This is a genomic window from Luteibacter flocculans, from assembly GCF_023612255.1.
Classification (GTDB): Bacteria; Pseudomonadota; Gammaproteobacteria; order Xanthomonadales; family Rhodanobacteraceae; genus Luteibacter; species Luteibacter flocculans.
The window spans coordinates 1,546,208-1,570,965 of sequence record NZ_CP063231.1 but is presented as its reverse complement, the minus strand read 5'-3'; the positions used below and the strand labels follow the sequence as shown (position 1 = coordinate 1,570,965).

The following is a 24,758-nucleotide window of genomic DNA, read 5'->3' as shown; positions in this document are numbered from 1 at the left end:
GCGAAGATGGAACGATGGTCCATTCCGATGGACCTGGAACTACTGTCCGACCGACGCAGGCGACGGCACCAGCGTTGCCATGGCGCATTCCCGGCATACGTCACGCGAATGCTGCCAAGTCGTTCGCAAGTGCTTGTTTGCAGAGCGCGATCAGTCTTCCGCCAGTACACGCTCATAGGGACGACCGGGTTGCCGATCCGCAGCACGCCCTGCGCTTGGCGCCTTGTGGGAGCTGCTATAGCGGCGAGGGAAACTCCTCACACGGCCACACCGATTCGTTGGCTTCTCGCCGCTATAGCGGCTCCCACACTCCGCCAGCCTAGGAGGTGGTGGATTCGGCGCGGTCGCCTATACTCCGGCGCATGAAAGCCAACGTCCTGCTGCAATACATCCTCCCGCATCGCTTCCTGTCGCGCATCGTCTACCAGGCCACCCGCTGGGAATGGGCGCCGTGGAAGAACTTCCTGATCCGGGAGATCGTGCAGCGCTACGACGTGGACATGAGCCAGGCGGCGCAGCCGGACCCGTTTGCCTACCAGCACTTCAATGCGTTCTTCACCCGCAAGCTGAAGCCTGACGCGCGCCGGGCCGACCCCGATCCGCAGGCTGTGCTTTGCCCAGCGGACGGCCGGATCAGCCAGTCCGGCCGTATCCGCGATGGCCGGATCTTCCAGGCCAAGGGCCAGGAATACACCGCGGCGGAATTGCTCGGCGACGATGCGGCGGCGGCACCGTTCCGCAACGGCAGCTTCGTCACCATCTACCTGTCGCCGCGCGACTACCACCGCGTGCACATGCCCCTGCAGGGCGAACTCACCGACACCACCCACGTGCCCGGCCGGATCTTCAGCGTGGCGCCATTCGCCGTGGAGGCCATTCCGCGCCTGTTCGCGCGCAACGAGCGGCTCGTCTGCCGGTTCGAAGGCGAGCATGGTCCGTTCGTGTCGGTGATGGTGGGGGCGATCCTGGTCTCCAGCGTGGCGACGGTCTGGGACGGCCTCGCCATCCCGCCCTACGCGTCGTCCATCCGCCGGCAGGATTGCCGCGGCCGCGGCATCCGCCTCGAGCGCTTCGCGGAAATGGCCCGCTTCAACATGGGCTCCACGGTGATCCTGCTGCTGCCAGAGGGCTACACGCTCGACCCACTACAGCCTTTGCAGCAGGTCGTTGTGGGCCAGCGGCTCGGCGCGTGGACGGGCACCACCCCGAGTGCGTGACGACAAACGTGACGACTGACGTCACTATGTGACCAAAACGTCTTACATTCGACCCATGCCCAGGGTATTCTTCGCCGACCGGTCCCCCTTTAAGGGGAGGGGCGTCGGGACCGCGAGAAGCATCCGTACTAGGGGAAGTCGTCCATGCGTCTGGTCAGCCATCTCATTGCCGTCAATCGCGAAATCCGCCTGAGAAGGCAGCTCGCGGACATCGAGCGTGTCGTTCTCGCCCTTCCGGTGCGGGCACACGCGGACCTTCAGCAACTGGTCCGGCGCGAGATGGAACAGGCAGCGGCATGCGATTTCCCGCATCTCTACGGCACCCCGCCCGAAGAACGCTACAGCACCTACGGTCACGGCCCCGACATCGGGCTAGGTAAGGCGCGCTCCGAGAATCCCCTCATCGCCACGCGCGGCGTGGCGCTGTGGATCGCAGCGGTCTACCACGAGACGCTCGACTCGCGCCGGCCCGGCATGGAAGACCTGCATCGGCAGATCCTGCGACTGATGCGTCAGATCAAGGAGTTGTCGGCGTCCGAGCGTACCGGCGGCGCCACCGCGTCCTGGGCGAACCGGCCGCACGCGGCCGCCTGATCCAGGATCCGTTTACGGCCTGAGATCAGCGACACACCGGCAGGCGAATGGCCTGCCCCACCGTCAGATGGTGACCCTTCAGCCCGTTCATGCGGGCAATGTCTTCCACGTCGGCACAAGAGCTGCGGCGTGCGATGCTGCTGAGCGTGTCGCCGCGGCGCACGGTGTAGCTCTTCGACGCAGTGGGACTCGGCTTCGATGCCGCCGGTGACGTGTTGACCAGAGCCGCCGATGTCGCGGCCGGCGGCGGCGGGGCCACGATCTTCACCGCGTTGTGCAGGTCACTGGCGAGGATCGGCCACGGGCCGGTCGTGCATGCCGCCATGTAGACCTTCTCCAACGGCTTGGGCACCTCGAGGCGCGTACCCGCCGGCAACGTGACCTGGGGATCGAGCCGGGGATTGAGGTTGCGCAGGGTGCGGAACCAGCCATCCGGCATGTCGCGCGCGGAACCGAGGCAAACGGTCAGTTCGGCGAGCGATGCCGAACGCGTCAGGACGATCTGCCCAGGCTGGCCGTCCACCTTGGGCCAGGTGAGGTGATAGCTGTCCGGATGCAGGAAAAGCCACGCAGCGGCGAGCACCATCGGCACGTAGTCGCGCGTTTCCGCCGACATCTGGCCGTAGATCTGCGGGTCGTAGAAGCTCGCGCCGGGATTCGCAGCCGCAATGCGGCGCATGCGGCCTTCGCCGCCGTTGTACGCCGCCAGCGTGAGTTCGAGATTGTTGTTGAACGCGCCCAGTTGCTCGTCGATGTATTCCGCATTGGCCTGCGCGGCCATGGTGGGGTCGAAGCGCTGGTCGAAACCATCGGCGTTCGACAGCCCGAACCGCAGCCCGGTCGCGTACATGAACTGCAGCGGCCCGGAAGCACCCGAGCGGGACACCGCGTGTACCTTGCCGCCGGATTCCTTGGCCATGATCCCGAACAGCAACGCCTCCGGCAGGTCGGCCTTCTTGTAGGCCGGCCACATCTTGTAGCGCATCATCTGGTAATTGACGTAGGCGTCCATGAGGTTCGGGCGCAGCTGGGTCAGCCACATTTCGAGCGCCGCCTTCACCGGACCGTTCATCACCATGAGGTCCGAGAACTGCTGGCCCTTGAGCATCGTGACGCTGCGCTGCGCCTGCGGCAGCGCATTGACGACGATGGACCCGGCGGCATCGCCGGGCTGCGCGCCCACTTCGGCGCCCTGCTCCGTATCGTCGGCATCCTCACCCTCGATGAAGCTGCCGTCCTTCAGGCGCAGCAGCCGGTCGAATACCGCGGCGAACCGCTGCTGGTCGCAGCCCGGGGTCAGAGCACAGCGGGCGGAGGCATCCTTCAATTGATCGAGGGACTGCTTGCGGCTCTGCTCCGCAGCGGCGGTGTCGCCGCGTCGGGCTTGTTCGATCGATGCTTCGTAGCCCTTACTCGCCTGGTTCATCCGGTCGTACAAGGCGTTGACCTGGGGCGGCGCCTTGCCGGGACGGGGGCCGCCGCTCGAAGCGCAGCCTGCCAACATGGCAAGGGAAACAACCAGAAAGGAACGCGGGACGCGGACGGACATGTACTGCTCGGAGGGACGGACGATGCCGGCCACGTTAACGCCCGGGCCGGGCGGACTCAAGCTGTTCGCCGACAAATTCTCTCTGACGACGCTGCTTTGCGTAGACTTGTTCAGGACATTCTTAAGGAAGCCGCCATGCCCACGATCCTCATCGGTCGGAACGACGACGCGACCGTCGAACTGGACAGCCGCTACGGCAACCGCCACGGGATGATCGCGGGCGCCACCGGCACCGGAAAGTCGGTGAGCCTGATGCTGCTGGCGGAGGGATTCTCCCGGCTCGGCGTGCCCTGCTTCCTGGCCGATGCCAAGGGGGACCTCGCGGGTCTGTCCCAGGCGGCCGGAGTGCCGTCGGAGAAGCTGGCAGCGCGCCTCAAGACCCTGGGCCTGTCCGGCTGGAAGCCGCAAGCCAATCCGGTGGTCTTCTGGGACATCTACGGCAAGGCGGGTCATCCGGTCCGGGCGACCGTGTCGGAAATGGGCCCCACCCTGCTCTCGCGCATCCTGGAACTCAACGACACCCAGGAAGGCGTGATGGAAGTGATCTTCCGCGTGGCGGACGACGAGGGCCTGTTGTTGCTGGACCTCGACGACCTGCGCGCGATGCTCAGTTTCGCCGCCGAGCACGCCAAGGACATCTCCGCGCGTTACGGCTTGATCAGCGCGCAGAGCGTGGCCGCGATCCAGCGTGCCCTGCTGAAACTGGAACAGGACGGCGCCGATGCTTTCTTCGGCGAGCCCGCGCTGGAACTGGCCGACCTCATGCGCCAGGACATGAACGGCCGGGGCGTCATCAGCGTGCTGGCCGCCGATACGCTGATCCTGAAGCCACGCCTGTACTCCACCTTCCTGCTCTGGCTGCTGTCCGAGCTGTTCGAGCAATTGCCCGAGGTGGGCGATCTCGAGGTGCCAAAGATGGTGTTCTTCTTCGACGAAGCGCATCTGCTGTTCGACGATGCACCGCCTGCGTTGCGCCAGCGCGTCGAGCAGGTGGTCCGACTCATCCGCTCCAAGGGCGTGGGCGTGTATTTCTGCTCGCAAAATCCAGACGACGTGCCGGGCGAGATTCTGGGTCAGTTGGGCAATCGCGTGCAGCACGCGCTTCGCGCGTTCACACCGCGCGACCAGAAAGCGGTCAAGGCGGCGGCAGAGACCTTCGCGCGCAATCCGAAGCTCGACGTCGTGGAGACGATCGGCAGCCTGGGTACCGGCGAGGCACTGGCGTCCACGCTTGGCGACGGTGGCGTGCCGTCGCCCGTGCAGAAGGTGCTGGTATCCACGCCAGAGTGCCGCATCGGTTCGATCACGCCCGAAGAGCGTGCGAACGTCCGCTCACGTTCACCCGTAGGCGGCAAGTACGACACCGCGATCAATCGCGAGTCTGCTGCGGAACGCCTGGCCGCACGCGCCAGCGAGAAACTTCCCGCCGATGCTCCGCCTGCAAAGGCGGGTAACAAGAGCGCGGAGGGCTCCGATTGGAGCGCCACCGTGCGCGATGCCGTGTTCGGCACCGGTCGTCGTCAGGGCATGCTGGAAACGATGGCGAAGTCGATGGTGCGTACCGCGGGATCGCGGATGGGTCAGCAGATCGTACGCGGCATCCTTGGCGGCATCTTCGGCGGTAAGCGCTGAGATGACGGACCGTGCCCTCGCCGATCCGGATACACCGTTTGCCGAGCGTGTACGCACCGGCTGGCGCTATCCGCTGCATGGCGCCGCACTGATCACCATCGGTGCGGTCACGCTGTTCGAATGCATCGCCTTCCTGCCGATCACGGGTTTGAAGCTGCTCGTGATCGGTCTGGGCTGGGTGGCGATCTACACCTACTCGTTCGAATGCCTGCGGCACACGGCCGATGGTTACGCGGAGCCGCCCGAACTCGCCGTGCATAGCGAGGACCGGACGAGCGTCGCGTTGATCATGATCCAACTCGTCGGCAACGCGATGAGCGTGCTCGCGCCGATCTTCTTCGGCTTTCCCGGCCTGCTGGTGTCGCTGCTCTTCGCTTTCGTGCTTCCCGTGATAACGATGTCGCTGACCTTCGATGGTGTCGGCGCCGCGTTGAACCCGACGACGTGGATCGCGGCCATCGGCCGCTTCGGCAACGCCTATCTGCTGCTGTTCGTCATGATGCTTGCCAGCGGACTGCTTCAAGCCGGCGCGCAGTACGCCATGCAGGATCGCGGCCCGACCTTTTTCGGTACCGTGGCCTATTACCTGATCGCGAATTATCTGACCGTGTACAACTTTCACCTGATGGGCGCGCTCATCCACCATCGCCACGAAGCGCTGGGCTATCGGCCGGAAGCGATGACGCTCGCCGAGGCAACCGATCCCGACGACGACTCGGCACTGCTGGCGCATGTGAACCTCGTGGCGCGCGATGACATGCCTGGCGCAACCGACATCCTCACCGAACGACTGCGCGAAGGCCTCGCACCCGCCGCGATGCACACACGCTACCGCGAACTGCTGCGCGCACAGGGTCGTGTGCCGGAGCTGCTGGTGCACGGACAGATCTGGATAGCAGCACTGGTGACGGGGCGCGAAACGCGCCGCGCGCTTGGCGTGGTGCAGGATTGCCTCGACGTCGATCCGACATTTCTTCCCGATGCCACGCAGACCTGCGGCCCTCTGGCCGACACCGCTGCACACGGCGGCATGACGCGGCTCGCGCTGCATCTCGCCGCGGGTTATCTGCAGACATGGCCGCAAGACATCGGCGCGCCACACTACGGTTTGCTCGCCGTGCGCATGCATGAGCGACTGGGCGAGACCACGCAGGCCGCCGCGCTGGCGCGTCAGCTGCTCATCGATTACCCGGGACATCCGCTGACCGGCGAGATCGAAGCGCTGCTCGCGACATTGACTGCGACGCAGAAGGTGAGCCCATGAGCCGCTGGCGCCCACCCTCGCCTTCGTCCACCGCCATCATCACCCGCGAGGGTTTCGAGCGGCTCAAGGCGGAGCTCGATCATCTGTGGCACACCGTGCGTCCCGAGGTAGTAAAGGCCCTCGCGGCTGCCGCCGCGGAAGGCGATCGCTCGGAGAATGCGGAGTACACCTATCGAAAGAAGCAGCTCGGCGAGATCGACCGCCGCGCGCGTTACCTCAGCAAGCGCATTCCGGTCCTGAAAGTGGTGGAGGCGGCACCGTCGCAACGCGATGCCGTGTTCTTCGGCGCCACGATCGAACTGGAAAACGTGGACTCCGGCGAGACCGTGCGTTATCGCATCGTGGGCCCGGACGAAACGGATGCACGACTCGGCTGGATCAGCATCGATTCGCCGCTTGCCCGCGCTGTACTGAAGAAACGCATCGACGACGAGTTCGAGGCAGAGCTGCCGGGCGGCCGCACGCGATTCGCCGTGATCGGCGTCGACTACGGCTGACCTACGAACGGCTCGGCTCGGACAAGCGCCGCGCCGCATGTTCGAGTCGATCCGTGAAGCGCGCAAGCTCGGCGGCAAAGGCGTCCAGCGCCACGCGATCCACCTCCGCGCCGTCGCGCAGGGCCTGCTCGATGCGCTCGCCCTGGTCACCCACGGCCGAATACCCGAAGACGTTCACGCCGCCGAGCACGTGGTGGATCCAATCGGCGACGTCACCCGCACTCGCGCGCTGCAAGACGTCCGGCAAGCGGGCCAGCGCGCCGCGCGTGGTGTCGGCACCGGCGCGAATGACGGCAGCCACGGCCTCGTCGCTACCGAAGGCGCGACGCAGGCGCTCCATGTCGAGCAGCGGTTCGGTAGACGTGTCCGGTGAGAGCCAGCGCGCGACGGTCGCGTGGAAGGCCTCCAACCGGATCGGCTTGCGCAGCAGATCGTCCATGCCGGCAGCCAGGCAGACTTCGCGCTGATCGGGGCGCGCATCCGCCGTCATCGCCACGATCGGCAGATGCCGACCCGTGCCAACCTCGCGCCTGCGCACCTCACGCGCAACCTCGTAGCCGTCCATGCGCGGCATGTGGCAGTCCACCAGCAACAGGTCGTAGTGCGTCCTTGCGAGCGCCACCAACGCGGCCTCGCCGTCTTCGACGACGTCGCAGCCGTAACCACGCAACGCAAGCTGCACGCGCACCAGTTCCTGGTTCACTGGATGATCTTCAGCCAGCAGGATGCGTGCGTCGCGCATGGGTGCCGCCATCCCGGTCTCCACCACGGCGGCAGCGGCCTCGACCTGCGGCAATGCCGCGGCAACGGGCAGTTCAAGCGTGACACTGACCGTGGTGCCCTTGCCCGGCTCGCTTTCGACGGCGATGTGGCCACCCATACGTTCGACCAGACGCCGCGAGATGGTCAGGCCGAGCCCGGTGCCACCGAAACGCCGCGTCGTGGACGACTCGGCCTGGCTGAAAGGCGCGAAGACGTGGCGCAGTTTGGCGGCATGGATGCCGATGCCGGTATCGGCGACCACGATGCGCAAGCGTTGCCGGGTGCCGTGTTGTTCGTCGACGCGCACCGCGACGCGAACGCCGCCCGTGGCTGTGAACTTGATGGCGTTGCCGAGCAGGTTGAGCACCACCTGCCGCAGGCGACCGTCGTCGACGACCACGGCCGGCGCGAGTGCGGCATCGATCTCCGTGTGCAGCGACAGCCCCTTTGCCTCGGCCTGCGCGCGCAGCACCGCCACCGCGCCTTCGATGATGGCGCGGAGATCGGCCGGTTGGGGATCGAGCGCAAGATGCCCCGCCTCGATCTTCGAGAAATCGAGCACGTCGTCCAGAATGTGCAGCAGCGCCTCGGCAGAATGCTCGATGGTGGACACCATCCGCCGCTGCCCGTCGTCGAGCGGCGTGCGTTCGAGGACGTCGAGCAGGCCGATCACGCCGTTCATCGGCGTGCGGATCTCGTGGCTGATCGTGGCGAGGAAGTCGCTCTTGGCGCGCGTGGCGGCTTCCGCATCGTCGCGCGCGCGAGCGAGGCCTCGCGCGGCGAGTTCCTGCGCCGTCACGTCCACCCAGTAACCGTTCCAGCGCACGCTGCCATCGGCTGCCGCCAACGGCACGGCATCGGAACTGAGATAGCGTGCGCGGCCGTCGACCTGTGCCCGCACGGTTACGTGCAGCGGCGCCAACTCGCGCGCGGAACGTTCGAAGGCGGCGCGCAGCTTCCCGCGATCCTCATCCGCCACGGCAGCCAGCAGGGTCGCGTCCCCCGACAGCAGGTCGCCCGGCTCCAAGCCGAGAATCGTCTGCGGATCCCCGCCGACGTAGGTCATGGCGTATACGCCTTCGCTGTCGCGCACGGCTTCGTACACCACGGCCGGGACGTGAGCGGTGACTTCGGCCAGACGTCGCTCCGTCCGTTCGCGCCGACGCGTCTCGCGGCGCAGGTTGAGGTAGGCGTAGCTGATGGCGACGAGCGACACGAGCAGCACGGCGACGAACGGCAGCACGCGATGCGCGATCTCGCGCCAGGTCGGACCGACCACGTAATGCGAGGCAAACCAGGTGTTGCGGATCTCCTGCTGCCGATGCGTGGAAAGATTGACCAGCACACGATTCACCAACGGCAGCAGTGGCGCGAGATCGCGACTTACGCCGACGGCGATCGCCTCGCTGTCTCCGGTGGGCGCCGCCACCTTCAACTGGCCCAGGAACGTATCGCGAATGTAGTAATCGGCCGTGGCGAGGTTGGCGACGAAGGCATCGCCCTCCCCGGCAGCCAGCCGTCGCATGCCTTCGACTTCCGTGCCCACGGGAATCGTCTGCACGCCGGGAATGCTTTCGAGCAAGCGACGGATCGGTTCGCGGGTAACGTTGGCGAACACGCGCTTGCCGGCAAGATCGTCGCGACCGGCCACGGTGGGCGAGCCCTCGCGCGTCACGATCATGATCGGGAACTCGAGGTACGGGACGCTCGGCTCCAACTGAGGCGACGTGGCGCTCTGCGGATTGATCGCGGCGACGAGATCCACCTCGCCGCGATGGACCTTCTCCACGGTGCCCGTCCAGTCGTCGCTGGGCACCTGGCTCAGGCGCAAGCCCAACTCGGCAGCGATCTCGCGCACATAGTCCAGGGCGAGACCTTCCGCCTCCCCCTTCCCGGACAGCAGGCTAAAGGGCGCATAGCTAGGGTCCACGCCCAGGCGCAGGGTCGGCAGCGATTGAAGCCAGGCCTTTTCCTTCTCGCTCAGGGGAATCGCCGATTGCCGCGGGCGTGGCGCGATATCCCGCCCCACCCAGCGCGCGCGCAGCTTGCCGTGGTCCGCCGCGGTGAGTTCGCCCAGGGCGTGATCCAGCGCACGACCGAGCGGCGCCCGGTCCGCGGGCACGGCAAACGCCAGGGCGCTGATCGGGAGCGCCAACGGGTCGCCCACGCGCAGTTCTCGCTCCAGCCCCAGGCGCGAAACGAACTCGCGCGCCGAATAGGGATTGTCGATGTAGGCCGTGACGTCGCCCGTACGCACGCGGGCCAGTGCGTCGGCCGTGGAGGCCGTCTCCACGAGGGTGGTGTCAGGCAGTTCGCGGCGCAGCGCGTCGATGTCGAAGTAGCCCGTGTGAACCGCCAGGCGCTTGCCGTGCAGGTCGCCCGGCCGGTGCACCATGGGCGCATCGCCCCGCTCCACCAGCGACGGCAGCGACTCGAAGTAGGTGGCACCCACCCGGATGCCAGGCATGCCCTTCTCCAACGGCGTGACCGACGTCGCCACGTCGATCTCGCCACGCGCCAGCGCCGCGAGCAATTCCGGCCACGTGGCAAAGAGCCGCGTCTGCAGGGTGATGCCCAGCTCCGGGGCGATCCGGCGCAGGTAGTCGGGGCCCAGGCCTTCCAGTTCGCCGTCGCGCCACTCCTCGAACGGCGGGTAGCCCTCGCGGTAGGCGCCGACGACCACGACCGGGTGGTGGCGCAACCAGGCCGCGTCGTCCGCCGACAGGGACGTCTCCGACGCCGCCCATGCCGGTGGCGCCAGGGCGACCAGCAGGAGCAGGATGACCAATAATGTGTGTCGGATCACGTCGTGGGCTTCGTCAGGGGAACCTTCGTGGGCATAATCGGTTCGAAGTTCGCTGTGCCGCAATGCAGTAAGGAGAACAAGAGGCATGCCACTCAAGGTCATTCTGGCAGACGACCACCCCCTGGTTCTCGTCGGCGGCGCGCTGGCGCTGCGCCATGCGCACATCGACGTGGTAGGTGAGGCAAAGGCGGCGGACGAGTTGCTGTCCATGCTCGCCGAGCGTCCCTGCGACGTCGTCATTACGGATTTTCTCATGCCGAGCGATCGGCAGGACGATGGTTTCGCCCTCGTCGAGACCATCGCGAAGGAGTATCCGAAGATCGCCCTGGTCATCCTTACGATGATCAATCGCCCCGCCGCCCTGCAGTCCATGTTGAATCGCGGGGTGCGCGGCATTGTCGACAAACGCGCCCCCATGGACGAGCTGGCAACCGCAGCGCGCGCCGTGGCGGACGGTGAGACCTACCTCAGCGAGACGCTGCTGGACATCCTCAACGAGGCGGACGAGGTCTCCGAAGCGATGCCCGGTGCACCGCTGTCGCCGCGCGAGACGGAGGTCATCCGACTGTTCGTCAACGGCATGTCGCTGCAGCAGATCGCAGACCGCGAAGGCAAATCGGTGAAGACCATCAGCCGGCAGAAGCGCGATGCAATGCGCAAGCTCGGCGTGGACCACGACAGCCTGCTCGGCGATTTCGCCCGCGATCACGGGCTGGTCTAGCGCAGGCATCCGAACGTCGGCGAGATTGCAGGAGCCGCTATAGCGGCGAGCGGAGCTTGCTGGTGGGAGGAGCCACCTAAGTGGCGATGGGGACTTGCCTCACCGCTACACCGCTTCGTTGGCTTATCGCCAGCAGGCTGGCTCCCACCGGTGCTTTGGCTTTTTTCCACCAGGGTGTAGTGGCGAGATGGTGCGGCTAGAGCGCTGCGGGATAGACACGCCCCGTACGCAACGGCTGGAAGCACGGCGCACTCGTGTAGAACGACTCGTGCACGGCATCGGCGTGCCAGCCAGGCACGCCTGAGACGGGTAACGGACGCAGTTCCAGCGGGTCGTTGAGCACGGCACCCGAGGCAATCGCGTCCGCGCAGATCGCTGCGGCATCGCCATCACGCATCACTACCAGCGCCTTGCCGACAAGCAGCTTGCCGGGCGTCAGTGCATGTTCGAGCAAGGCGTGACCGAACACGTCCACGCGTGCGTCGCCACGCAGCCATGCCTCGCGGTGCGACCAGAACAGGCGTGGCCAGTCGTGCGCATTCCATGCATCGAGCATGGCCGGATCGCGCAAGGTCACGATCAGTCCGGCTTCGTCGAAGTGCGTCAGGGCATATTGCGCGCGGGATCGCTCGCGCGGCCCCATGACGGCGATCTCCGCCATCTGTCGCGCATTGAGCGCCCGCTTGATCGCGCCATGACGCAGCCACACGAAGGCGTTGAACAGGTCATGCCAATTGGCGGGACGCGTGGCGATGGCGCCGCATCGTGCGATGCGCTCCTCGTAATGCAGGCCATCGGCGAGCAGCGCCTTGTCCTGCATGACGAAACGCTGCGCCCCCGGCGAGGGCCAGAGCGCGTTCAAAGCGTCGATGTCAGGCCAATCTGGCCCTTCCATGAGGGCCGCGAACGCGGACCAGTCCGAGAGCGGTGGCACCGCCAAAACGCGCCTGTCCAGCGCATCCCGCGTCGGTGCCACATAACGCATGGGGTCAGGCCAGGCGGCCGTAAAGGTCGTGTGCGTCGGCCTCTTCCACCAGCACGTCCACGAACTGGCCGGGCTTCAGGAGCTGGCCGTCGTCGATACGCACCGCGCCGTCGATTTCCGGTGCGTCGGCGCTGGACCGACCCCAAGCGCCCTCGGCATCGATTTCGTCGACGAGCACCTTGATGGTCTTGCCAACCTTCCGCTGCAGCTTGGCCGCGGAAATCTCCGCCTGCACCGCCATGAACTGTTCGAGGCGGTCTTCCTTCAACTCTTCGTCGATCTGGCCGGGCAGCTCGTTGGCTTTCGCGCCATCGACCGGCGAATAGGCAAACGCGCCCACGCGGTCGAGCTCGGCCTCGCGAAGGAAGTCGAGCAATTCCTGGAATTCGGCGTGGGTCTCGCCGGGGAAACCGACGATGAAGGTGCTGCGGATGGTGAGATCGGGCACCTGGCGACGCCAGTTCTGGATGCGCTCGAGCGTCTTGTCGACATTGCCCGGGCGCTTCATCAGCTTGAGGATGCGTGGGCTCGCGTGCTGGAACGGGATGTCGAGATACGGAAGGATCTTGCCCTCCGCCATCAACGGCATGACCTCGTCCACGTGCGGATACGGATAGACGTAGTGCAGACGCGTCCACACGCCAAGCTCGGACAGGCCTTGGCAGAGTTCGGTCATGCGCGTGCGATAGGCCTTGCCGCGCCACTCGTGTTCCGCGTAGCGGACGTCCACGCCGTAAGCGCTGGTGTCCTGCGAGATCACCAGCAGTTCCTTCACGCCGCCCTTCACCAGTCGCTCGGCTTCGAGCAGCACCTGGTCCACCGGACGGCTGACGAGATCGCCACGCATCGACGGGATGATGCAGAAGCTGCAACGGTGATTGCAGCCTTCGGAAATCTTGAGATACGCGTAATGCTTCGGCGTGAGCTTCACACCGGTGTCGGGCACAAGATCGAGGAACTTGTTACGCGTCGGCGGCAGTGCCTGATGCACAGCGCTCATCACCGAGGCGTAATCCTGCGGACCGGTGATGGCGAGCACGTCCGGATAGCTCTCGCGGATCAGCTCCTGACGCTTGCCGAGACAGCCGGTGACGATCACCTTGCCGTTCTCGTGGAGCGCTTCGCCGATCGCATCCAGCGACTCCTGCACGGCGGAATCGATGAAGCCACAGGTGTTGACCACCACGGCATCCGCCGCGCCGTAGCTCGGCACGATCTCGTAACCCTCGACCTTGAGCTGGGTGAGGATGCGTTCGGAATCGACCAGGGCTTTCGGACAGCCGAGGCTGACGAAACCGATCTTCTGGGTCTGAGCGGCCTGGGACATATGCCGTGGGTACCGGGGGTGGGAAACCGGGCATTATAGCCCCTGTGGGAGCCGCCATGGCGGCGAGAAGCCAAAGCACCGGTGGGAGCCAGCCTGCTGGCGAAAAGCCGACGAAGCGGTGTGGCGGCGAGGCAAGCTCCCATCGCCAGCAGGCTGGCTCCCACCAGAAAGCCCCTCACTCGCTGCTAGCGGCTCCCACCGATCAGCCTTGTCTCCGCACGGTCAACGCGGCACGGCAATCTCCTGCACCGAGTTAACGAGCGTCCGCGACCAGACGTCGTCACGATTGCCGTTGGTCAGGTAGACGATGACGTAGTGATCGTCCAGGTTGGCGTCGTAGAGAATCCGCACGCGAACCTTGGTACCGCCGTCGTGGCCCAGCTCGTGCCAGCGACCGTTCTGGACGTACTCCCAACCGGAAGCGAAGCCACCCTGGTTGCCGTTCGGAAAGCGATACGGATGCCAGTACTTCATCAGCGCCGCTTTTGAGACCAGCTTTCCGCTTGCGACAGCGGACATGAATGTCGCCAGATCGTCCAACGTCGACACGATGCAACCCTGGGCGATGGCGTAATCGGGCCAGTTGACCGGCGGATCGATGACGGCGCGACCGCTCGCCTCGCGATAACTCGCGACCATGCCAGTGGGCGGATGCGATGGCTCCAGCGACGTATGACGCAGGCCGAGTGGTCGAATGATCCGTTCCTCGACGAGCGTGCGATACGGCTTATTGGTGACGTTCTGCAATATCGCCTCAAGCACGAGATAGTTCGTGCCCGAATAGCGCGTCTGTTGATCCGGCGCCGAGGTGACGGGCATCTTGCTGACCGCGACAAGCGCCTCGTGCAGCGTGGGCGGGAACGGCCGATCCATATGCTGCGAATCGAAGAAGTCCGGCAATCCGGTCACATGATTCAGGAACTGCTCGACACGCAGGGCACGCCATGCGTCAGGCAGATCCGGAACGTAACGCGAGGCGGGTGCGGACAGGTCGATCTTGCCCTCTTCCGCGAGCTGCAACACCAGCGTGTTGGTGAACAGCTTGCTCACCGAGTAAATGGGAAACGGCGTTTCTCTAGTGATGGGCTTTCCGCCACCCAGCAGCGTCGTGCCCGTCGTGCCCTCGTAGACAAGCTGGTCGTTGTGGGTGACGCGTACCGCCTGAGCCGGAATGCCATGGCCTACGGCGTTGGCCTTGAGATGTGCGTCCAGCGCCTCGTGCAACTCGCTGGCGCGTCCCTGCCCTGCGACCGCAAGACAGACAGTTGCGATGACAAACCATGTCTTCATGTGCCCCTCCGATAGTCAGGGCGTGAGCATGCCATAGGCGCCGTTTCATGATTGACGGGCGCATATTCGCGTGGGCGACCGAGCTGCGATGTGGACGCAGCCTTGATGAGGGCGCTGTTGATCCAAACCGTCAATGTATTGCTACGCACTGGCTCCAGTGGAATCTCATCTTCTGGCCCGAGATCCTTCATTCTCTCCAGGCCGGAAGCACGCAAAATCCGAAGCGTCTTATCGTAGGTCACCTTATAAGGACCTCCGTCCTTGATCGCGTATTCGTCGGCGATATCGACATGCGTGGTGATCGATTGATGCGGGTCGATCACCACGAATGAAGACGCGTCCGGCGATACGAATTTCACTTGGCGTCCTTGATAGCGGAGCTCCTGACCTTTCGCGTCGATCACCTCGAACTGCACATTCGCCAAGTGATCGTCGGCGATGGCGAAGGGTGTTTCAAAGGAAACGACCGCGATGCGCTCGTCCGACGGATTCGACAGCGAGAAGCAAATGACGCCCCGTTCGGCCAGCGCCATATCCACAGGTGCAGAGAGGGAAACCACGGGCGCCTGCTGAGCAGCGGTCGTGCCTGCACAGCACAGACAGGCGACGTGCAAGGCGAATAGATAGCTGGATCGCATAAGCACCTCATAGTGGACTTCCCGGTCGCGGCTTTGGCATGTCTGAAATGGGCTGACGAATCGTTCCTTCTGGCCACCCCATTTACGAGCCCCTGAGTCGACGCCCAACCTTACAACCGTTAGTGCGAATGGCCACGCGAGCCGCCAAGCACGTTTCGGCGACGGCAACCGGGTTACGCTTACGCCTTCCCTCACCTACGGAGATCCGCGCCATGGGTCGTACCCTGATCCTCGATACCTCCCGTCCTCCCGAAAGCGTCGACGCCTATCTCGCCGAACCGTCGGGTACGCCCAAGGGCGGCATCGTGGTGATTCAGGAGATCTTCGGCGTGAACGCGCACATCCGCAGCGTGGCGGATCGTTTCGCCGAGGAGGGTTACGTCGCCATCGCTCCCTCCCTGTTCGACCCGGTCGAAAAGCGGGTGGAACTCGGCTACGACCAGGACGGCATGCAGAAAGGCGTGAAGCTGATCGGCGAGCTTGGCCTGCTCCGTCCCACTCAGGACGTCGCCATTGCTGCGCGGTTGATCGCCGATCAGTACGGGGTCAAGGTCGGTACGGTCGGGTACTGCTGGGGCGGTACGGTGGCGCTGTTGGCCGCGCTGCGCGAAGGGCTGCCTTCGTCCAGCTATTACGGCGCGCGCAACGTGCCGTTCCTGACCGAGCCGGCGAAGGCCAACGTGATCTTTCACTTCGGCGAGCGCGATCATTCGATCCCGCCGGAAATGGTGGAAAAGCACCGCGAACTGAAGCCGGAAATGGACACCTGGGTCTACCCTGCCGACCACGGCTTCAACTGCGACGCGCGCGCCTCGTATGACCAACCGAGTGCGGATCTGGCATGGGAACGCACCCTGGCGTTCTTCGCCCGTGAGCTGGGTTCCGCCGCGACGTGACCGATACGTTTGCATTGGATGCGCGCCTTACCGCCGACACGCTTCCGGTCGGCGACCTGCCGCTATGCCGCGTCCTGCTGATGCGGGACCGTCGCTACGCGTGGCTGGTGCTCGTGCCGAGGCGCGACGGCCTGGTCGAAGTGGCCGACCTGCCCGACGAAGACCGTGCCGCGTTGTGGCGCGAAGTAGATACCGCCGCCGCGGCCCTGCGAGCGGTGGCGCCCTGCGACAAGCTCAACCTGGGTGCACTGGGCAACATCGTGCGGCAGTTGCACGTGCACGTGGTGGCTCGGGTCGAGGGAGATGCGGCGTGGCCGGGCCCGGTATGGGGCCACGGTGTGGCGGAGCCGTATGCCGAGGGTGAAGCGGAGCGCCGGGTGGCGGCGCTGCAGGCCGCACTGGGCGTGCGGCCCTGATCGATATCTCGGCTACGTGGCGCGGTTGCGCGCCACGTAGCCTCGCAAGACCCTGCGGCTTACTGCTGCGTCTGCGGATCGTAAGCGCCGCTGGACGCTTCCTTGCCCTGCATGCGGTCCGGAAGTGCTGCCTTGTGCGGCGTGTCTTCCAACTGGCGGGCCTTCTCTTCGACCGCGTTCAGGCGGACCAGCTCGCCCTTCTTGTCGTAATAGACGGCGAAACCGTAATCGAGCTGCATGCGGGCGAGGAAGCCGAGATGGTTGTCGCGGATCTTGGATTCGTCGCTGGGCAGCACGAGAACCGTCTTGGGCAGCTTGCCCTGGTCCTTCAGGTAGGCGAAGTGGCTACCGGTATCGGCGGCCGAAAGCACGGCGCCATCGACGAGGAACTGGCCGCTCTTGTACGCCTTGATGGTGTAGTCGAACTGGCCCTGCTCGGTCGCCACAGCATCTTTCTTGGTGCCGCCGAAATGGCAGCCGGACAGCACCAGCATGCTGGCGAGAAGGATCGCGGCAGCGGCGCGGCCCGTCAGGGTGGAAAGTCGGATCATGCGGTGTCTCCGTGGATCGGTAAGGCGTGGAATGGGCGAGTCTACCGCGCAGCAATGTCGCGCGCGGCTGCGACACGGCGGTCGTTCAGGTGCTCGGCAGGGTGACGCCGCGCTGGCCCTGGTACTTGCCACCGCGGTCGGCGTACGAGACCTCGCATTCCTCGTCGGATTCGAGAAAGAGCATCTGCGCCACGCCTTCGTTGGCGTAGATCTTGGCCGGCAGCGGCGTGGTGTTCGAGAACTCCAGCGTCACGTGACCTTCCCACTCGGGCTCGAGCGGCGTCACGTTGACGATGATGCCGCAGCGGGCGTACGTGCTCTTGCCGAGGCAGATGGTGAGCACCTGACGCGGGATGCGGAAATACTCCACGGTGCGCGCCAGCGCGAACGAATTCGGCGGAATGATGCACACGTCGGACTTGACGTCGACGAAGCTGCGCTCGTCGAACGCCTTCGGATCGACGATGGTCGAGTTGATGTTGGTGAACACCTTGAACTCGTCGGCGCAGCGAACGTCGTAGCCGTAGCTGGACGTGCCGTACGACACCAACCGGTGACCGTCGCGCTCCTTGACCTGGCCGGGCGCAAACGGCTCGATCATGCCGTGCTGCTCTGCCATGCGGCGGATCCACTTGTCGGACTTGATGCTCACTGACTGTCTCCCTCGCTGGAGCCGGAAAGGTATAGGAAGGCCGTTCGCCGCGCTACCGGCGGCGACTCAGGTGTTCTGGATAACGATTTTCGGGAACGAAATGGCCTTGTTGCGGGCCTGCAGCGACAACGCTGCCGCCGTGCGGCGCGCGATGTCGCGATACCGGCCGGCCAGGTCGGATTCGGGCATCGCCGCGACCACGGGCGCGCCAAGGTCGGACTGCTCGCGGATACGGATATCCAGCGGCAGGTCGCCCAGGTAGCCGATGCCGGCCTCCTCCGCCATGCGCGCTCCGCCGCCCTGCCCGAACACGTGTTCTTCGTGGCCGCAGTGGGAGCAGATGTGGGTGGCCATGTTTTCCACGACGCCGAGGACCGGCACCTCCACCTTGCGGAACATGCCCAGCGCCTTGCGCGCATCCAGCAGCGCAATGTCCTGCGGCGTGGTGACGATGATCGCGCCCGACACCGGCACCTTCTGGGAGAGCGTGAGCTGGATGTCGCCGGTACCGGGCGGCAGGTCGATGACGAGGTAATCCAGCTCATCCCAGCGCGTATCGGTCAGCAGTTGCATCAGCGCCTGGGTGACCATCGGGCCGCGCCAGATCATCGGCGTGTCTTCTTCGATCAGCACCCCGATGGACATGGCCTGGATGCCATGGGCACGCATGGGTTCGATGCTCTTGCCGTCGGGCGAGACCGGCTTGCCGCTCAGGCCGAGCATGCGCGGCTGGCTGGGGCCGTAGATGTCGGCGTCGAGGATGCCCACGCGGGCGCCCTCGGCGGCCAGGGCCAGGGCCAGGTTCACCGAGACGGTCGACTTGCCGACGCCGCCCTTGCCCGAGGCGACGGCGATGATGTTCTTCACGCCCGGCAGCGGCGCAAGCTGGCCCTGCACCTTGTGGGCGTGCACGCGCCAGCTGACGGACACGGCCGCAGCGGTGATCGCCGGATCGGCTTCGAGTGCCGCCTTCGCCTCGGCCGCAGCCCGCTCCACGTAGCCAATGGCGGGATAGCCAAGCTGGATATCCACCGACACGCGGTCGCTATCGACGCCGACGGCGCGGACGGACGCGCCGAGCGACTGGCCGGAATGAGGATCGGGCACGCGGTCGAGAATGCCGCGCACGAGGGTTTCGCTGGCCTGGGACATGGGGAGGTGAGGAAAATCGAAGATCGCCCATTATGCCAGCGCCGCCCGATGCCCGCTGGCTGAAGGCAAAGCGACCGATCTGGCGCGATGCAGCTTGACGGGCGCCGCTCCGCTCGTCAGGCTCCGGCCGTACCTGACCGTATGGGGAGTCCGCACGTCCATGAAATCGCCGATCCGCACTGTTCTCGCCCTCGCCCTTGCCGTGGGCAGCCTCCCCGCCTTTGCCGCCACCGACAGTCCGGTGGGCAAGTGGAAGACGATCGACGACAAGACCCACGAGGTGAAGTCCATCGTCGAGATCACCGAACACGGCGGCCTGCTGGAAGGCAAGGTGCTCCAGGTCCTGAAATCCGACCACGGCCCGCATCCGGTGTGCTCGGAATGCGATGGCGAGCGCAAGAACAAGCCCATCGAGGGCATGACCATCATGTGGGGCCTGAAGAAGGACGGCGACGAGTGGTCCGGCGGCCAGATCCTCGACCCGGCCAAGGGCAAGATCTACAAGGTCACGCTCAAGCTCGATGACAGCGGCAAGACGCTGGACGTCCACGGCTACATCGGCTTCTCCCTGCTCGGCCGCAGCCAGGAATGGCAACGCGTCGAGTAATCGCTCCGACACTGTGGGAGCCGCTATAGCGGCGAGAAGCGTCAACAATGTGGGAGCCGCCATGGCGGCGAGAAGCCAATGAAGCGGTGTAGCCGTGAGGCAGATTCCCTCGCCGCCATGGCGGCTCCCACAATGGGTCTTTGGCCCGCCGCTCTACCGGCGGGGCCTCTCGCCCGACCCGCCCTTACACCCGCATGCCATAATCCCCGGTCCTACAGCCGACCGCGCGAATCATGGCCCGCCGCATCCTCGTCACCAACGCCCTCCCCTATGCCAACGGCCCGCTGCACCTGGGCCACATGCTCGGCTACATCCAGGCCGACATCTGGGCGCGGGCGCAGCGCATGCAGGGCAACGAGGTCTGGTACGTGGCCGGCGAAGACGCACACGGCACGCCGATCATGTTGGCGGCGGAAAAGGTCGGTAAATCCCCCGAGGACTACATCGCGCAGATCCGCGCGAGCCACGAAGCCGACTTCACCGACTTCCATTTCAGCTACGACCAGTACCACACCACCCATTCGCCGGAGAACCGCGAGCTGGCGACGGCGATCTACCAGCGTCTGCGCGACGGTGGTTACATCGCCCGGCGCGACATCCAGCAGTTGTTCGATCCCGAGCGGGACATGTTCCTCCCGGATCGCTACATCAAGGGCACCTGCCCCAACTGTGGCACGCCCGACCAATACGGGGACAACTGCGAGAACTGCGGCGCCACCTATGCGCCCACGGACCTGATCGCACCGTATTCGGTGATGTCGGGCGCCACGCCGGTACTGCGCGATTCGGAGCACTACTTCTTCGAGCTGGGTAAGTTCGAGTCGCTGCTGCGCGACTGGTTCGGCGGCAAGTTCACCGGCGGCAAGCCGGTCATGGACAGCGGTGTGGCTGCGAAGCTCACCGAGTGGCTGGACGACGGCCTGCGCGACTGGGACATCTCACGCGACGCGCCCTATTTCGGCTTCCCCATCCCGGACGCGCCGGGCAAGTTCTTCTACGTGTGGCTGGACGCACCCGTCGGCTATCTCGCCTCGTTCAAGGCGCTGTGCGATCGCAACGGCGTGCGCTTCGACGACTTCCTGGGCGCGGACAGCACGGCCGAGATGCACCACTTCCTCGGCAAGGACATCATCAACTTCCACGGGCTGTTCTGGCCGGCCATGCTGCACGGCGCGCAGATGCGCACGCCCACGGCACTGCACGTGAACGGCTATCTCACCGTGAACGGCGCGAAGATGTCGAAGTCGCGCGGCACCTTCATCCAGGCCCGCACCTATCTGGATACGGGCCTCGATCCCGAAGCGCTGCGCTACTACTTCGCCACGATGCTCGGCCCGCAGCCGGTAGACGTCGATCTCGATCTCAAGTCGTTCGAGGAGCGGGTGAATTCGCACCTCGTCGGCAAGTGGGCCAACATCGCGAGCCGCACCGCGGGCTTCCTGCATACGCACTTCGGAGGCAGGCTTGCCGATCGTTTCGACGATGAAGGTGCGGCGCTGTGGGCAGAACTGCTGCGCCAGTACGACGGTGTGGAAGCACTCTACGAAGCCGACGAATTCGCGGACGTGTCGCGCCGATTCGTCGCCATGGCCGACACCGTCAACGGTTACATCGCCGCCAAGGCACCGTGGGTGATCGCAAAGGACGAAACGCGTCGCGACGAACTGCAACAGGTGTGCTCGTTCGCGATCCAGGCATTTCGCCTGCTCTGCGGCCTGCTGAAGCCGATCCTGCCGAAGGCGGTTGCGGCGGCCGAGGATTTTCTGGGCGGCCCGATCGTCGATTTCGCGGACGCTCGTCGCGAGCTTTTCGGGCATACCGTCAACGCATTCTCTCCGCTGTTCGGCCGCCTCGACCCGAAGCGTATCGAAGCGATGATCGATGCCTCGAAGGAATCCCTCACACCCGCAGAGCAGGCCAAGGCCGCCGCTGCGGATGCCAAACCCTCCAAGAAAGCCAAAGAAGCACCCAAGCCCATGACCGACGCTGCCGCCACCGAAACCGCCACCATTTCCATCGACGACTTTGCGAAGCTCGACCTCCGCGTCGGCAAGGTCGTGGCCTGCGAGTTCGTCGACGGCTCGGACAAGCTGCTGCGTTTCGAACTGGATGCCGGTCCGCTCGGCACGCGCCAGATCTTCTCGGGCATTCGCGCTGCGTACGGCGAGCCGGAGAAGCTGGTCGGTCGCAACGTGGTGTTCATCGCCAATCTCGCGCCGCGCAAAATGCGCTTCGGCGTGTCGGAAGGCATGATTCTCTCCGCGGGTGACGGCGGCGCCGATCTGTTCCTGCTGGACGCCGACCAGGGCGCAGCACCGGGCGCCACCGTTCGCTGAGAGCGCGCTGCCCGACAGCCATGACGCCGACGCTCGCCGACCGTATCGACGACCTGCTGCCGCAAACCCAGTGCGAACAATGCGGGTTCCATGGCTGTCGGCCTTACGCCGAAGCCATCGCCGCGGGCGAGGCGTCGATCGACCGTTGTCCGCCGGGCGGTACTGCCGGTATCGCTCGTCTGGCCGCGCTGCTGGACCGCCCCGTCGTGCCGCTGGATACGACCCGAGGCGTCGAGAAGCCGCGCGCGCTCGCACGCATCGTGGAAGCCGACTGCATCGGCTGCACGAAGTGCATCCAGGTATGCCCGGTGGATGCCATCGTCGGCGCTTCGAAACTCATGCATACGGTGGTCGCCGATCTCTGCACGGGATGCGAACTCTGCGTACCCGCCTGCCCGGTGGACTGCATCACGCTCGACCCGATGCCACTGGCGCAAGCGGACGATCGCGCACACGCCGACGCCGCGCGCTGGCGCTTCCAACGCCGTGAGCGGCGACTGGTCGTGGAGCGGGAGACGCGCGAGCAACAGCTCGCGGCGCGCAAGGCGGACGTCGCCGCGCCCACGGCACGCAACGCCGTGCTCGACGCGCTGGCGCGCGCAAAGGCCCGAAAGAAGGACACCCCGTGAAAAAGGCCAACGTGGTCGAGATGTTCAGCCGTCTGCGCGAGCTGAATCCGCATCCGAAGACGGAACTGGAATACACCACGCCGTTCGAATTGCTGACCGCCGTGGCGCTGTCCGCACAGGCCACCGATGTCGGTGTGAACAAGGCCACTCGCAAGCTCTTCCCCGTGGCGAATACGCCGCAGAAGATCCTCGATCTTGGGCTGGATAAGCTCAAGAGCTACATCAGCACCATCGGCCTTTACAACAACAAGGCGAAGAACCTCATCGCCATGAGCCAGATCCTCGTCGAGCGCTATGCCGGTGAGGTACCGACGACGCGCGAGGCACTGGAAGAACTGCCGGGTGTCGGACGCAAGACCGCCAACGTGGTGCTGAACACCGCCTTTGGCCAGCCGACCATCGCCGTCGATACGCACATCTTTCGTGTCGCCAATCGCACGGGACTGGCGCCGGGCGCCGATGTGCGCAAGGTCGAGGACAAGCTGGAAAAGGTCATTCCAAAAGAATTCGTGCAGGACGCGCATCACTGGCTGATCCTGCACGGACGTTACATCTGCAAGGCACGGAAGCCGGATTGCCCCATCTGCCCGATCGTCGATCTGTGTGCGTACAAGCACAAGACGAAGCCAAACGAAACACGGCAGCGATAACATCCCGGTCACCACGAGAGCGGCAAGAGCAACGCACTGTTGCCGCCCTCGTAGCGCCGTCTTGCACTAGGCGGGGCGCCGCGCGCCTTCCACGCGCCGACCGAGTTCGTGCCAGTCCACGATCAATTCGCAGCCGCGCTTCGAGGCGTTCCTGCCCCACTCGCGCAACAACTCCAGCGACGCCTGATCGACGTGATGCAGGCGATCCATCATGACCGACAGCCGCGTGTTCGGCGGAATGCGCTCCAGCGTACGCGCCATCGTCGGCACCTTGAGGAAGGTCGCGGAACCTTCGAGGTGCAACGTGGCCGTACCGGGCTCGTCGTGATGCGTCACGTCCATCTTCAGCTTCGACGAGAGCAGAGCCAGACGCAGCAGCGACAGAGCGAAGCCGACGATCACACCGGTCAGCAGGTCCGTAGCGACGATGGCAACCGTGGTCGCGACGTACACCGCCGCGGTGCCCTTGCCGTATGCCGCCAGATCCTTGATCTGCTTCGGATTGACCATCTTCACGCCGGTAAAGACGAGGATGCCGGCCAGGCACGAGACCGGCGTCATGCGCATCAGCCACGGCAGCAGCATGACAAATCCGAGCAACCAGCCGCCGTGCATGATCGCGGCCATCCGCGTCGCCGAACCGGCCTGCACATTCGCAGCGCTGCGAACGATGACGCCGGTCATCGGCAGTGCGCCGAGGAAGCCACAGATGAGGTTGCCAACGCCTTGCGCAGTCAGCTCGCGGTCGTAGTTGGTACGCACACCATCGTGCATGCGATCCACGGCAGCCGCCGAAAGCAGGGTTTCCGCACTCGCAATGAAGGCGAACGTGGCGGCAGCGATCAGCAGGGTGGCGTCGAACAGACCGAACAGGCTACCCATCGTCGGCAGACTTACGGCCGAGAACAGGTTGGACGGCACGTCCACCCGCTTCACGTCCAGCGCGGCCAACTGCGCCACCGCCGTCATGGCGACGACGGCGAGCAATGCACCGGGAACGAAGCGCAACTTCGCCGGACGCAGTTTCTCCCAGCCCAGCATGATCGCGATGGTGCCGATGCCGATCATCAGCGCGGCAGGCGCCTGGCCTTCGGCCGCACCCGTCACCGATTCCCACAACGCCGCGGGGAGAGCCGCGAAGTTTTCCAGCCCGCGGGCCTTGGGAATGGCGTCGAGCAGCACGTGCGACTGCGACGCCACGATGAGGATGCCGATACCGGACAACATGCCCGCAACCACCGCAGGCGATGTCATGCGAAACCAGACACCTACCTTGCACAGGCCTGCCACGACCTGGATCAGGCCCGCGAGCAAGACGACCGGCCCGAGGGCCGCGACGCCGTGCTCACGTACCAGTTCGAACACGAGCACGGCGAGACCCGCCGCCGGGCCGCTCACCTGCAACGGTGAACCGGCGATGGCGCCGACGACGATGCCACCAATGATGCCCGTGATCAGACCCGCGCTGGGCGGCATGCCCGAGGCGATCGCAATGCCCATGCACAGCGGAAGTGCGACAAGAAAAACGACCACCGATCCGAGGAGGTCGCGGCCAAAGAGGCCCTGGGAGAAATAAGCGCGCATGGA

Annotated in this window: 22 protein-coding genes; 12 read left to right on the top strand and 10 right to left on the bottom strand. The window is 65.4% G+C overall.

Annotated features, from left to right (window positions below):
- The first annotated feature begins 362 nt into the window (after positions 1-362).
- Positions 363-1,217 carry an archaetidylserine decarboxylase gene (asd, locus tag IM816_RS06630; RefSeq protein ID WP_250340267.1) on the top strand — a complete coding sequence of 285 codons (855 nt, stop codon included), beginning with the start codon at positions 363-365 and terminating at the stop codon, positions 1,215-1,217.
- A 144-nt stretch (positions 1,218-1,361) separates the two neighbouring features.
- Positions 1,362-1,811, top strand: a complete 450-nt coding sequence (locus tag IM816_RS06625; RefSeq protein WP_072320567.1) for a hypothetical protein — start codon at positions 1,362-1,364, stop codon at positions 1,809-1,811.
- A 25-nt stretch (positions 1,812-1,836) separates the two neighbouring features.
- Here the strand turns inward: IM816_RS06625 and IM816_RS06620 are convergent, their stop codons facing one another.
- Complete coding sequence (locus IM816_RS06620; RefSeq protein ID WP_072322154.1) at positions 1,837-3,360, bottom strand: transglycosylase SLT domain-containing protein; 1,524 nt, start codon at positions 3,358-3,360, stop codon at positions 1,837-1,839.
- 135 nt (positions 3,361-3,495) lie between these two features.
- Between IM816_RS06620 and IM816_RS06615 the strand changes: the two genes are divergently transcribed.
- From IM816_RS06615 to greB, 3 genes are read left to right on the top strand one after another with little or no spacing between them, the layout of a single operon-like run.
- Positions 3,496-4,992: a helicase HerA-like domain-containing protein gene (locus IM816_RS06615; protein WP_250340266.1), complete on the top strand. Its 1,497-nt coding sequence runs from the start codon at positions 3,496-3,498 to the stop codon at positions 4,990-4,992.
- A gap of 1 nt (position 4,993) precedes the next feature.
- Complete coding sequence (locus IM816_RS06610) at positions 4,994-6,256, top strand: tetratricopeptide repeat protein (protein WP_250340265.1); 1,263 nt, start codon at positions 4,994-4,996, stop codon at positions 6,254-6,256.
- Positions 6,253-6,753: a transcription elongation factor GreB gene (greB, locus tag IM816_RS06605; protein WP_072322153.1), complete on the top strand. Its 501-nt coding sequence runs from the start codon at positions 6,253-6,255 to the stop codon at positions 6,751-6,753. Before IM816_RS06610 ends, greB begins: the two co-directional genes overlap by 4 nt.
- Before the next feature lies 1 nt (position 6,754).
- Here the strand turns inward: greB and IM816_RS06600 are convergent, their stop codons facing one another.
- Entirely contained in the window at positions 6,755-10,321 is a 3,567-nt protein-coding gene (locus IM816_RS06600) for an ATP-binding protein (protein ID WP_250340264.1), read from the bottom strand.
- Positions 10,322-10,406: 85 nt separating this feature from the next.
- Here IM816_RS06600 and IM816_RS06595 point away from each other — a divergent pair, with 85 nt between their 5' ends.
- Positions 10,407-11,042 (top strand): response regulator, encoded by a 636-nt coding sequence (locus IM816_RS06595; RefSeq protein ID WP_072320563.1) that lies wholly within the window; start codon positions 10,407-10,409, stop codon positions 11,040-11,042.
- Between the two features lie 196 nt (positions 11,043-11,238).
- Here the strand turns inward: IM816_RS06595 and IM816_RS06590 are convergent, their stop codons facing one another.
- From IM816_RS06590 to IM816_RS06575, 4 genes are all read right to left on the bottom strand, one after another.
- Positions 11,239-12,027, bottom strand: a complete 789-nt coding sequence (locus tag IM816_RS06590) for a DUF3025 domain-containing protein (RefSeq protein WP_250340263.1) — start codon at positions 12,025-12,027, stop codon at positions 11,239-11,241.
- 4 nt (positions 12,028-12,031) lie between these two features.
- Positions 12,032-13,354: a 30S ribosomal protein S12 methylthiotransferase RimO gene (rimO, locus tag IM816_RS06585; protein WP_072320561.1), complete on the bottom strand. Its 1,323-nt coding sequence runs from the start codon at positions 13,352-13,354 to the stop codon at positions 12,032-12,034.
- Between the two features lie 222 nt (positions 13,355-13,576).
- On the bottom strand, positions 13,577-14,644 hold the full coding sequence (locus tag IM816_RS06580) for a serine hydrolase domain-containing protein (protein ID WP_250340262.1): 1,068 nt from the start codon (positions 14,642-14,644) through the stop codon (positions 13,577-13,579).
- On the bottom strand, positions 14,641-15,282 hold the full coding sequence (locus IM816_RS06575) for a hypothetical protein (protein WP_250340261.1): 642 nt from the start codon (positions 15,280-15,282) through the stop codon (positions 14,641-14,643). The genes IM816_RS06580 and IM816_RS06575 overlap by 4 nt, the downstream gene beginning before the upstream one ends.
- A 212-nt stretch (positions 15,283-15,494) precedes the next feature.
- Between IM816_RS06575 and IM816_RS06570 the strand changes: the two genes are divergently transcribed.
- Positions 15,495-16,178: a dienelactone hydrolase family protein gene (locus IM816_RS06570; RefSeq protein WP_250340260.1), complete on the top strand. Its 684-nt coding sequence runs from the start codon at positions 15,495-15,497 to the stop codon at positions 16,176-16,178.
- Positions 16,175-16,594 (top strand): HIT domain-containing protein, encoded by a 420-nt coding sequence (locus IM816_RS06565; protein ID WP_250340259.1) that lies wholly within the window; start codon positions 16,175-16,177, stop codon positions 16,592-16,594. Before IM816_RS06570 ends, IM816_RS06565 begins: the two co-directional genes overlap by 4 nt.
- 59 nt (positions 16,595-16,653) lie before the next feature.
- Here the strand turns inward: IM816_RS06565 and IM816_RS06560 are convergent, their stop codons facing one another.
- The 3 genes from IM816_RS06560 to apbC form a co-directional block, all read right to left on the bottom strand.
- Complete coding sequence (locus IM816_RS06560; RefSeq protein ID WP_072320558.1) at positions 16,654-17,145, bottom strand: hypothetical protein; 492 nt, start codon at positions 17,143-17,145, stop codon at positions 16,654-16,656.
- 85 nt (positions 17,146-17,230) lie between these two features.
- Positions 17,231-17,797, bottom strand: coding sequence for a dCTP deaminase (gene dcd, locus IM816_RS06555; protein ID WP_036114141.1), 567 nt, complete (start codon positions 17,795-17,797; stop codon positions 17,231-17,233).
- 66 nt (positions 17,798-17,863) lie between these two features.
- Positions 17,864-18,949 (bottom strand): iron-sulfur cluster carrier protein ApbC, encoded by a 1,086-nt coding sequence (apbC, locus tag IM816_RS06550; protein WP_250340258.1) that lies wholly within the window; start codon positions 18,947-18,949, stop codon positions 17,864-17,866.
- A gap of 160 nt (positions 18,950-19,109) precedes the next feature.
- Here apbC and IM816_RS06545 point away from each other — a divergent pair, with 160 nt between their 5' ends.
- From IM816_RS06545 to nth, 4 genes are all read left to right on the top strand, one after another.
- Positions 19,110-19,556, top strand: a complete 447-nt coding sequence (locus IM816_RS06545) for a DUF2147 domain-containing protein (RefSeq protein ID WP_250340257.1) — start codon at positions 19,110-19,112, stop codon at positions 19,554-19,556.
- Positions 19,557-19,789: 233 nt separating this feature from the next.
- Positions 19,790-21,892, top strand: coding sequence for a methionine--tRNA ligase (gene metG / locus IM816_RS06540; RefSeq protein WP_250340256.1), 2,103 nt, complete (start codon positions 19,790-19,792; stop codon positions 21,890-21,892).
- A gap of 20 nt (positions 21,893-21,912) precedes the next feature.
- On the top strand, positions 21,913-22,521 hold the full coding sequence (locus tag IM816_RS06535; RefSeq protein ID WP_250340255.1) for an RnfABCDGE type electron transport complex subunit B: 609 nt from the start codon (positions 21,913-21,915) through the stop codon (positions 22,519-22,521).
- Positions 22,522-22,541: 20 nt separating this feature from the next.
- A complete protein-coding gene (gene nth, locus IM816_RS06530; protein ID WP_250340709.1) occupies positions 22,542-23,171 on the top strand; it encodes an endonuclease III in 630 nt (209 codons plus the stop codon).
- A 66-nt stretch (positions 23,172-23,237) separates the two neighbouring features.
- On the opposite strand, the gene IM816_RS06525 is transcribed toward nth, so the two are convergent.
- On the bottom strand, positions 23,238-24,755 hold the full coding sequence (locus IM816_RS06525) for a SulP family inorganic anion transporter (RefSeq protein WP_250340254.1): 1,518 nt from the start codon (positions 24,753-24,755) through the stop codon (positions 23,238-23,240).
- Positions 24,756-24,758 lie beyond the last annotated feature (3 nt).